The sequence below is a fragment of the Amycolatopsis echigonensis genome (genome assembly GCF_014174495.1).
Lineage (GTDB): Bacteria > Actinomycetota > Actinomycetes > Mycobacteriales > Pseudonocardiaceae > Amycolatopsis > Amycolatopsis echigonensis.
Map to the genome: position 1 here is coordinate 64,648 of NZ_JACJHR010000043.1, position 10,464 is coordinate 75,111.

Sequence of the window (10,464 nt, forward strand, 5' to 3'; positions counted from 1 at the left end):
GATGACTGCGCGCGCGACGTTCGGGGCGGAACTGCGGCGGCTGCGCCTCGCGGCCGGGATGTCGCTCACCGAACTGGCCGGCCGGGTGCACTACAGCAAGGGGTATCTGAGCAAAGTCGAAACCGGCTTGGCCGCCCCGAATTCCACACTCGCCGCCTTGTGCGAATCCGAATTCGGCACCCCCGGTGCCCTCACTGCGCTGATTCCCGCGGAAACCGGAAAACGCCGGACCCGGCCGGACGTCCGCCCGTCCGGCCTCCCGCCGGTGACGACCGACTTCACCGGCCGCGAGGCGGAATCCCAAGCCGTACGCGAGATTCTCGAGTCCGACGGCGGCGTCTGCGTCATTTCGGGGATGGGCGGAGCCGGCAAGACGGCGCTGGCGGTGCGGTGCGCGTACCGGCTCGAAGCGTCCTTCGCCGACGGCAGCCTTTTTCTCGATCTGCGCGGCACCGCCGACGAGCCGGTCACGCCCGCCGACGCGCACGACCGTCTGCTGCGGATCCTGGAGGTTCCCGCCGAGCGGATCCCGGCCGATCCCGACGACCGCGCGGCGCTTTTCCGGACCCGCCTGCGCGGCCGGAGTTTCCTGCTGGTGCTGGACAACGCGGGCAGCGCCGGGCAAGTGCGCCCGCTGCTGCCCGCCGAACCGAAATGCCGGGTCGTGATCACCAGCCGCTCCCGCCTGCCCTCGTTGGACGAAGCCGAGCACGTCTCGCTGGGCGTCCTTCCCTCCGCTGCCGCTGCTGCGCTGGTCGCCGCCCTGACCGGTGCTCCTCCCGACGCCGCCCTGCGGATCGCCGATCGCTGCGGCCGCCTCCCGCTGGCGATCCGCATCGCCGCGGCCCGCCTTCGCGCCCACCCGGCGTGGGACGTCGCGGAATTGGAGCGTCGCCTGGCCGACGAGACCCGCCGGCTAGGCGAACTCGACGACGGCGAACGAAGCCTGGCTGCCGCCTTCCGGTTGTCCGTCCGCCAATTGGACCAGCCGGAGGCGCGGCTGTTCGGCCTGCTCGCCTTGCACCCCGGCCCGGACTTCGACGTCACCGCCGCGCAAGCGCTCGGCTCCCTGGATTCGGTCGAGGCGGAGCGCCTGCTGGACCGCTTGCACCAGGCGTACCTGCTTACCCAGCCGGAACTGGGCCGGTTCGGTTTCCACGACCTGGTCAGGGTTTTCGCCGCGTCCGGCGCGACGGACGAGGCGGCTTTCCGTCGCCTGGCCGATTTCTCGGTCGCGACCGCGGAACGCGCCGACCGGACGCTGAGCGGCCCGCGGTACCGCCCTGAGGTGACCTATCCGCCGGGGTTGCCGGAGGTGGAATTCCCGGACCAGGACAGCGCGATCGCCTGGTTCCGCGCGGAATGGCCGAACCTGGTCGCGCTCTGCCGCCGGACGGGGGACTCCGAGCGGTGCTGGCAGCTCGCGTACTTCCTGCGCGGGTTCTTCTACCTGACCAAACTGTGGGACCCATGGATCGCGACGCACCGCTGGGCACGCGCCGCCGCCGAGGCCGTCGGCAACCGCTGGGCCGCCGCCACGACCACCGCGAACCTGGGAATCGCCTACGTCGACCGCGGTGAGCTGGACGAGGCGTCGCGGTGTTACCGCCAGGCCCTGCGGGAGTACCGGGAAATCGGCGACCGCCACGGCGAAGCGACCGCGCTGGCGCATTCCGCCTGGGCGGAGCACTACCGAGGCAACCACGACCAAGCCCTGCGCGACTTGCGTGCCGCGGCCGACTTCTACGAACTGACCGGCAACCGGCGCAGCGGCGCCATCACGACCCGGGGTATCGCCCTGGTCCGGACGGCCCTCGGGCAGCCTGTCGAAGCCGCCCGGCTGGTCGAGGAAACCTTGCCGGTGTTCGAGGAGCTGGGGTTGGAACTGGACGTCGTCATGGGGTTGAACTGCCTGGGGTGGGCGAGATTCCGCGCCGGGGATCACTCGGGGGCGGAGTCGGCTTACCGGGAAGCCGCGGCCCGCGCCGAGGCCTGCGGAAGCACCCACGAGGCCGCGCGGGCCTGCCTGGGTTTGGGGAATGTCGCTGCGGCGCAGGGAGTTGCGGGGGAGGCCGCGTCGCAGTGGGAACGGGCCGAGGCGGCGCATCCGGATCTGGACCCGCTAACGGTGGGGGAGGCGGCTGCGCGGGCTGAGTTCGGCTGAGATCTCGGTTTGCGGGTGAGTGGGTGCGATTCCGGAGCCGCGGAGCCCGGACTCGGCGCCGACCGGGGACCAGACCGCGATCGCGGACGTCGTGGTGCAGAGAATCGCCGTTCTCGCCGCTCGCGACGTCCTTGGCGACGGTGCCACGCAGGCCTTCTCGGCACTGCGGCGTCGGCGGCCGGGCAAGCGCTTGGGGAACTGGATGTCCTGGTCGTGCCCACCGCGGTTCGTCCTGCTGTCTGACTGAGGGCGCGGTTCCTGTCGCGGGCCGAGCCGCGATCGCGCAGGGGAGTCGAATTCGGCGGGCGGCGAGCGGTCTCTGTTTTGCCTGGGCAGGTATTTCGGGTCGTCGTACTGAGCCGGGTGGGCAGTTCCGGTGTTCGCTGTGCGGGAGTGAGCCGGGCTGGTGGCCGAGGCGAGTCGGCAGACCGTGGCGGCTGAGTTGGGGACTGTGGCAGTTCGCGCTGCGTCGGCAGTTGCCTCGAGCGGTGGTTCGGCCGTCAGGCGGGAGGGAAGCGGCTCCGAGTGTGCTCGCCGTCTCTGACGGCTGTGGCCGGGCTTTCGGGGCGGGTGGCGACGTGTTGGGATGGGTGGATGGGATCGTCGCCCGAGCCGGTTGAGCAGTTGCCTCGTGTGGCGGGGTTTCGGGCGCTGATGTTCGCTTTGCCGCCGGTCGGGCGGAGGTGGTCGGCGGGGTTGCGGGCCGCGGCCGCGGTGGCGGTGCCGGGGATTGCGCTGGTGCTCGCGGGGGCGTCGGCCTCGGCGTTGTTCGTCACATTGGGGACGTTCGCGGTCTTGTACGGCGAGGGGCGGCCCTACCGGGTCCGGGCGGGCGTCGTGGCGACTGCTGGCGCCGGGTTGCTCGCGGCGGCCGCGTTGGGCGCTTCGGTGGGGACTGTGGTTCCGCCGGGGCCGGTGTCGGTGCTGGTGGTTTCGGTGGTCGCGGTGCTGGCGACGTACGTCGTCGACGCGTTGCGGCTTGGTCCGCCCGGTCCGTTGTTCTTCGCGCTCGTTTGCGCGGGTGCGCAGGCGGCGGTCGAGGCGGGAGCCCGGCCGGGGGTGGTGCTGGGGTGCGCGGCGGCAGGGGTCGGGTCGTCGGTCGTGGTGTCGATGGCCGGGGTGCTGGCCGATCGGGCCAAGCCGGAGCGGACGGCTGTCGAACGTGCGGTGCGGGCGGTCGACGCGTTCCTTTCGGCCGAGCGGAAGACGGCGGAGGGGCGGCACGCGGCTGGAGCTGCGGTGTCCGCGGGGTGGACTGCGCTGCATGACGCGGGACATCCGCGCCGGGGCACGCGACCGGAGCTGGTGGCGACGTTGCTTGCCGCCCACCGGCGGTTCGCGGACGCTTCGCCGGGAGAGGCCGTCGAACTGCCGCCGGGGAAGCTGCCGTTGCCGCGTCCGAGCGTCGGGTACCGGCTGCGGCGGGCGGTTCCGCTGCGCTCGCACGCCGCGGTGACGGCGCTGCGTGTTGGCGTGGGTTGCGTGGTCGCTGGGGAACTGGCGGTGGCCGTCGGGTTTGGACGGCCGCATTGGGCAGTGCTGAGTGCGCTCGTGGTGCTGCAACAGGGATTGGACCGGCGGCGGGCGAATGTGCGCGCGCTGCACCGGTTCGCGGGGACCGCGGTGGGGCTCGTGGTGTTCGGGCTGGTGATGATGGTCGCGCCGTCCGGAGTCGTGCTGATCTTGATCCTGGCGGCGCTGCAGTTCTGCGTGGAACTGGTGGTGCCGCGCAATTACGCGGTGGCGACAGTGGTCATCACGCCGCTCGCGCTGCTGGCCGCCGGGGTGGCGAGCCTGCCGGGGCCGGTGTGGCCCGCGGTGGCGGACCGTTTCGCGCAGACGGCGATCGGGGTCGTGGCGGCGGTGGTCGTGCAGTATGCGGTGGTGCCGCGTGCGCACCGGAAGACGTTGGACTGGACCGGATCTCGCGTTCGCTCCGCCGCCCGAGCGGTGCTGGCTGGCGCGCCGACTCCGGGTGCCGACGCGCGCCGGGATCTCCAGTTCGAACTGGAAGGGGCGACCCGGGCAGGGGTGGATTCAGTGCACAACGAGCCCGGCTGGGCCGCCGAGCACTGGCCCGCCCACGCCGCCCTGGTCCACGACGGCTACGACCTGCTCCAGGCCTGCTGGTCCGCGCCGGACGGCGGATTGCGGGACGTCGAACGGTGGGAGCGCGCGTTCGGCCGGTGAGGCTGGGATGCCTGCTTGACCGGATGGCTCGAAGGGGCGAGGCTCGGCGAGGGCGGTGCGGTGCGACCGCGCTTGTCCGGTGCGGGTGGCCCGGTGGATGCCGGTGCTCGGCGAGGGTGCCCGGTCGCGTGGGGCTGGGGCTCCGGCCTGCACGACGCCGCGCTCCGAACCGGAGCGGTCGCCGCCGGACGTCAGGCGAAGACCGCGGTGTGACGACTGTTCAGAAGGACGCGCCGTTCCGCATGCCAGGTTTGGCGCGGCGGACGCCGCGGTCGGTGCTTAGTGGGAGTGCGGATGTCTCGGTGAGGATGCTCGGTTGGACGGCGGTTCGGGTTGCGCGGTCTGGTGTGGCGGGTGCCTGGTGGGGTGCAAGCGTTTCGGTGAGGGTGCTCGGTTGGACGGCGGCTCGGGTTGCGCGGTCTGGTGTGGCGGGGGTGCTCGGTTGGATGGAGCTGGGAGTGCGCAGCTTGTTTGTGGTGAGGCACTGTGAGGGCGGCCCGGCGCGGTGGCAGTACCTCGGCGGGGTGCCCAGTCGGATGGTGGCTCAGGTTGCGCGGTTTGGCGTGGAGAGGCCCAGCGATCGTGTGCGGGCGGTAGCGGCCGGGTTGCGCGGTTCGGTGCGGTGAGTGCCCTAGTGACGATGCGCGGTGGCGCGCAGGTGCCGCGGCGAGGCCGCTCGGCCGGACGGTGCCTCGGTAGCCGCGGTAGATGTCCGGCGAGGGGCTCCGGACGTGCCCGGCGAACTGGCTGCGGCGATCCGGCTTAGTGGGTGAGGTCGCGATTTCGTCGCTGCCCGCCTGCCGACATCAGCGGCCGAAGCGAGTGGCTCGGGGTCTGGCCGTGACCGAGGACCGGTCGTCAGCACAGACTCTGAGCTGCTGGCTCGCCGAAATGCCTGTGGCCGGTTACCGAGGACGCAGGGCTGCCTCGATCTCCTCCCTATCCGCCTCGCTGGGCGTGATGGTCAGCGGGCCCGCGACGTCCAGCAGTCCTGGGTGTCGGACGGTCCAGCTCAGCACTGGCAGCGAATCCTTCGTCAGGTCGTGCGCGGACGTCACGGTGACGCCCAGCGTCGGGCCGCAGGTGACCAAGTCCGCGGACGCGCCGCGGCCGTCGCTGTGGCAGAAGGCGGCTCGGCCGTCGGCGGACAGGGCCAGCAGGGCCGGGGTGCCGTCGGCGGTGACGGCTGGCAGGACGTGGTCGTAGTCGGCCATCCGGCGCGTTACCAGCCGGTGCACGCGACGGCCGCGGATGCTGGTCATCGGCGCGGTGTAGGTGCGGGCGACGGCGTCGAGCCGTTCTGGGTCCACGGGCGTCAGGCCTCCTCGGCCGTTCGTGCGGGGCGGGGCGACCGGACGAACCAGGCTCCGGCCACTGCCACTGCTCCGACGCACCCGGCGACGACGAACGCCACCTGGAGGCCGCTGGAATCAGGGCTCACGGCGGCGTGCTCGGCGCTGCCGAGGGTCGCGACGCTGACGAACACCGCGGTGCCCAGCGCCCCGGCGACCTGTTGGAGCGTCGAGAGGATCGCGCTGCCGTGCGAATAGAGATGGTCGGGCAGCACTGCCAGCGACTCGGTCATCAGCGGCGTCATCATCAGGCCAAGACCGGCCATCAGGACGATGTGGATGCCGATCACCGCGATCAGCGGAGAACCCGGGCCCAGCAACGAGAACAGCCACAGCGAGACCGCCATCGCGAGCGCGCCGGGCAGCACCAGCGGACGCGCGCCGACCCGGTCGAACAGGGCGCCGACCGGACGGCCGAGCAGGCCCAGCACCAACCCGCCGGGCAGGACGGCCAGGCCGCTGACGAACGTGGACTTGTGCAGGACGGTCTGCAGATACAGCGGCAGCAGGATCGCGCCCGCGCCGATCAGGCACATGAACAGCAGCGCGCTCAGCCCCAGTGCGACAACGAAACTGCGGTGGGTGAACGGCCGCAGGTCGAGCAGGGCGCGATCGCGTTGCTGCAGACGGAGTTGCCGCCAGCCGAACACCGCCAGCGAAACCACGCCGACGACGATCGGCAGCCACGGCGGCGCCAGCGCGGTCTCGGCGGACTCGCCCGCGGACGACAGGCCGTACAGGACTCCGCCGAAACCGATGGCAGAAAGGACGACGGAGAGGACGTCGAGCGGAACCGCGCGGGTTTCGCTGTCGATCCGCAGCTGCAGCATTCCGGTCACCAGCGCGGCCAGCGACAGCGGCAGCACGATGAAGAACATCCACCGCCAGCCGAGCGACGACAGCACCGCGCCGCCGATCGTCGGGCCGATCGCGGGCGCGACCGCGATGACGATGCTGATCGTGCCCATCGTCGCGCCGCGGCGCTCGGCCGGCACGAGCCGCATGACGGTGGTCATCAGCAGCGGGATCATCACCGCGGTGCCGCACGCCTGCACGACCCGGCCCGCCATCAGCAGGCCGAAGCCGGGCGCGACGCCGCACAGCAGCGTGCCCAGGCTGAACGAGGCCAGCGAGAAGACGAACACCTGCCGCGGCGTGAACCGTTCGAGCAGGAACCCGGTCGTCGGGATCACCACTGCCATCGTCAGCAGGAACCCGCTCGTGAGCCACTGGATTGTGGTGGTCGGCACGGCGAGATCGACGGTGAGGTCGCGCAGCGCGATGCTCAGGATGGTCTCGTTGAGGATCATCACGAACGCCGACAGCACGAGCACGCTGATCAGCAGCCCGGGCTTGGCGGGCGGCCGCACCGGAGCCTCCGGGACCGGCGCGGAGACGCCGCTCATGGGCGCACCTCGCCAGCGGACGCGTGGACGAATCCATGGTCCGCGAACCGGGCGCTCGAGAACGCAGCGCTCGCGAAGACGACGGGCGCCAGGTCGACGGCGCGAACGAAACCGGCCGACGGACGGCTGGAGAACGTCGGACGGCTGCCGGGGGAAGCTCTGCGCGCGGCTTCACCGGCCGCAACGGACTGGGTTGGGGACTGCTGGATCTTCACCCGGCCAGGATACGGATGAGCACCGACAAAACCGGCGTCCTTTTCCTCCGGCAGCCCGCGCCGCCAGGCCGGATCGCGCCTCGGGAAGCAGCGGAAAAAGCCGTCCGACCAGCGGCCGATCACCGCCTGCGAGAGTGCTGAGCGAATCAGGAATCTCGTTCGCGGGCCAAGTGCCGCCCCGCCGTGAAGCCGCGTCCCGACGGCGAACTCACGGATTCATCGCCAACACGAGGAACCCGGCCAGCAACACCAGATGCACCCCGCCCTGAAGCCGTGTGGCCCGTCCCGGCACGACGGTCAGCACGCTGACCACCACCGTGAGCGCGAGCAGCACGATGTGCGTCGGCCCGAGACCGAGCAGCAGCGGGCCCTTCAGCCACACCGAGGCGAGCGCGATGACCGGGATCGTCAGGCCGATGCTGGCGATCGCGGATCCGTACGCGAGGTTGAGGCTGATCTGCATCCGGTCGCGCCGGGCCGCGCGGACCGCCGCGAGCGTTTCCGGGGCCAGGATCAGCAGGGCGATCACCACGCCCACGAACGACTGCGGCAATCCGGCCGCGCGCACGCCGGCCTCGATTGCCGGAGACTCCACCTTCGCCAGGCCGACGACGGTGACCAGGGCGACCAGCAGCAGAACGAGGCTCACCAGAGTCGTCCGGGCGCTCGGCGGTTCCGCGTGCTCTTCCTCGCGAGTCTCGCCGTCGGCGTCGACCGGGAGGAAGAAATCGCGGTGGCGGACGGTCTGCGTCATCACGAACGTGGCGTACAGGACCAGTGACGCACTGGCCGCGAAAGCCAGCTGGGGCGCGGAAAAACCCGGCCCCGGGGTGCTGGTCGTGAACGTCGGCAGCACGAGGCTCAGAGTCGCCAGCGTGCCGACCGTCGCCAACGCCGCGCCGCTGCCTTCGGGGTGGAACCGCGTTTCCCCGTACCGGCGCGCGCCCACGAGAAGCGACAGCCCGACGATGCCGTTCGTGGTGATCATCACCGCGGCGAACACCGTGTCGCGCGCCAGGGTGTCGGCCTTTTCGCCGCCGGAAGCCATCATCGTGACGATCAGCGCGACTTCGATCACGGTCACCGCGACCGCGAGCACGAGCGAGCCGTACGGTTCGCCGACCCGGTGCGCGACGACCTCGGCGTGGTGCACCGCGGCGAGAACCGTGCCCGCCAGCGCGATCGCCACCAGCGCGACCGGCACCGGACCCAGCGTGCGGCCCCAGGTGAGCGCCAGCAGGACCAGGGCGACCAACGGCAGCAAAGTGGTCCAGGACAAAAGATGACCGCGGACGCTCGCCATGGGCACACCCTGGCATATCGGACCTGCCGTCGCCGGGAACGCCGTCCGGCCGGGGGAGTCTCGCGTCTGAAAAGGACACTGCCCGTTGCCCGGCGAGCAGCGAAATTCACTCGTTCGGCGTAGAAGTTGCAGGGTTCCGCAGGTCGGCGGCGGGGTACGCGCGGCGCACAGGGGAGGTCGGCTGGAAAGGAGCCGCAGATGACCCGCGAAATGAACATGGCCGACCGCGCGATGCCGGCGGGCGGCGACGGCGCGGAGTATTCGTTCTGGCGCGAGCACACGCACATCAATCTGAGTCCGGTGGCCGCACCGTCGATCCTGGGCCTCGCCGGGTTCGCGGTGTCGACGTTCATGGTGGCGGCCAACATGGCCGGCTGGTTCGGCGACAGCAAGACGACGCCCCTGCTGCTGGCCCCGTTCGCGTTCGCCTTCGGCGGGGTCGCGCAGTTCCTCGCCGGGATGTGGTCGTACCGGGCTCGCGACGCGCTCGCCACGGTCGTGCACGGCGCGTGGGGCGCGTTCTGGATCGGCTACGGCGTCTACCAGCTGTTCGTCGGCCTCGGCGGACTCCCCTCGACGGCGGCGAGCCCGGTCGCGGCGGCCGCGATCGGCTTCTGGTTCATCGGTCTCGCGGCGATCACCTGGACCGGCGCGCTCGCCGCGCTGGCGGAAAGCCTCGTGCTCTGCGGGCTCCTCGCGGTCCTCGCCGCCGGGGCGACCCTGCTGGCGATCGGCCTGATCGGCGACGTCGGCGTCGTGCGCACCATCTCGGCGTACTTCCTGCTCGTGTCCGCGGTGATCGCCTGGTACGCGTGCAGCGCGATGGTGCTCGAAGCGGCGCATCACCGGGTGGTCCTGCCGATGGGCCTGCGCGCTCCGCGGCCCGCTCGGACCACGACAGTGCCGTTGCACCAGGCGATCCAGTTCGACCACGGCGAGCCGGGGATCAAGGCAGGCCAGTAGCCCCGGCGAGGAGGTGACCACGGAATGAAGATGAGCATGGCACTCACCGCGTTGACCCCGCAGGACCGGAAGCTGCGGGAGAGCAGGCTGCCGCTCACCGCCGAGTTCCTGGCCGGGGCGTGGCTGGTGATCGCGGCGTTCGCGTACAGCTACTCGTTCACGCTGTCCGCGACGGCCGGGTTCTGGAACAGCCTGGCGTGCGGGATCGTCGTGGCGGCGGTCGCGCTGGTCCGGTTCGGCCTGCCGGAGCGGGCGCGCTGGCTGGGACTGGTCAACGTCGCGATCGGGTTCTGGCTCATCGCCGCGCCGTTCGCGTTCGGCTACCCGGTCGACGGCCATCGCGACGCGGTCCGCACGAATTCGCTGATCGTCGGCGTGCTGCTGGCGATTTTCGCGGTCATCTCGGTGACCGTCGCGTACCGCAGGCACCGCGGCGAGTTCCGGGAGTAAGGAGAATGTACTGGCCGGTGCTGGCGGTGCTCGCGATCGGCGTGCTCGCCTTGGGCAGCGCGGGATTGCGTGCGCTGCCCAAGGCGGCGCCGGCCCGGAAGGAGGCGCTTGCCGGGGCCTGGCTGGTGGCCGCGTCGGGCGTGGTGTGGTGGGCCTCCGCGCCCGCCGTCGGAGCGGTGTTCCTGGTGATCGGCGCGGCCGTCGTCTTCGGCGCGGCGCTGATCAACGGCGAACTGCCGTCGCGGTGAGAACGCCGGGGTTTGCCGCGGGCCGCGGCCGGTTACCCGCCCCGGGTGAGGCCGGGCGGCCTTCGGCTGCCCGGCAATCGTCGGGTGCGCGGGAGGACCGGTCATGACAGAGCTGAAGCCCCGGCCGGCGGTGATCGCCGCGGCACCTCGCCGGGGCAAGAAAGGCTCGGTGC

General features: G+C 71.6%; 10 protein-coding genes. 6 read left to right on the top strand and 4 right to left on the bottom strand.

All coding sequences use genetic code 11. The features are described 5' to 3' along the window. Window position 1: 1 nt before the first annotated feature. From H5411_RS27060 to H5411_RS27070, 3 genes are all read left to right on the top strand, one after another. Window positions 2-2,164: an ATP-binding protein gene (locus tag H5411_RS27060; RefSeq protein ID WP_220817525.1), complete on the top strand. Its 2,163-nt coding sequence runs from the start codon at window positions 2-4 to the stop codon at window positions 2,162-2,164. 19 nt (window positions 2,165-2,183) lie between these two features. Further along, the gene (locus H5411_RS49050; protein ID WP_183125431.1) at window positions 2,184-2,411 is read left to right on the top strand and encodes a hypothetical protein; all 228 of its coding nucleotides are present in this window, start codon (window positions 2,184-2,186) and stop codon (window positions 2,409-2,411) included. Window positions 2,412-2,797: 386 nt separating this feature from the next. Then, on the top strand, window positions 2,798-4,354 hold the full coding sequence (locus H5411_RS27070; protein WP_220817526.1) for an FUSC family protein: 1,557 nt from the start codon (window positions 2,798-2,800) through the stop codon (window positions 4,352-4,354). 905 nt (window positions 4,355-5,259) lie between these two features. Here H5411_RS27070 and H5411_RS27075 read toward each other — a convergent pair. From H5411_RS27075 to H5411_RS27090, 4 genes are all read right to left on the bottom strand, one after another. After that, window positions 5,260-5,664: a hypothetical protein gene (locus tag H5411_RS27075; protein WP_101438980.1), complete on the bottom strand. Its 405-nt coding sequence runs from the start codon at window positions 5,662-5,664 to the stop codon at window positions 5,260-5,262. A gap of 5 nt (window positions 5,665-5,669) precedes the next feature. Then, window positions 5,670-7,112 (bottom strand): MDR family MFS transporter, encoded by a 1,443-nt coding sequence (locus H5411_RS27080; RefSeq protein ID WP_101438981.1) that lies wholly within the window; start codon window positions 7,110-7,112, stop codon window positions 5,670-5,672. Further along, on the bottom strand, window positions 7,109-7,450 hold the full coding sequence (locus H5411_RS27085) for a hypothetical protein (RefSeq protein ID WP_101438982.1): 342 nt from the start codon (window positions 7,448-7,450) through the stop codon (window positions 7,109-7,111). The genes H5411_RS27080 and H5411_RS27085 overlap by 4 nt, the downstream gene beginning before the upstream one ends. Window positions 7,451-7,535: 85 nt before the next feature. Then, a complete protein-coding gene (locus H5411_RS27090) occupies window positions 7,536-8,630 on the bottom strand; it encodes a calcium:cation antiporter (protein ID WP_101438983.1) in 1,095 nt (364 codons plus the stop codon). 198 nt (window positions 8,631-8,828) lie between these two features. Here H5411_RS27090 and H5411_RS27095 point away from each other — a divergent pair, with 198 nt between their 5' ends. The 3 genes from H5411_RS27095 to H5411_RS27105 are packed head-to-tail and all read left to right on the top strand — an operon-like array spanning window position 8,829 to window position 10,291. After that, window positions 8,829-9,593 (top strand): acetate uptake transporter family protein, encoded by a 765-nt coding sequence (locus H5411_RS27095; protein ID WP_208637494.1) that lies wholly within the window; start codon window positions 8,829-8,831, stop codon window positions 9,591-9,593. 30 nt (window positions 9,594-9,623) lie between these two features. Next, window positions 9,624-10,043: an SPW repeat domain-containing protein gene (locus H5411_RS27100; RefSeq protein ID WP_244194816.1), complete on the top strand. Its 420-nt coding sequence runs from the start codon at window positions 9,624-9,626 to the stop codon at window positions 10,041-10,043. Window positions 10,044-10,048: 5 nt separating this feature from the next. Next, entirely contained in the window at window positions 10,049-10,291 is a 243-nt protein-coding gene (locus tag H5411_RS27105) for a hypothetical protein (protein ID WP_101438985.1), read from the top strand. Window positions 10,292-10,464 lie beyond the last annotated feature (173 nt).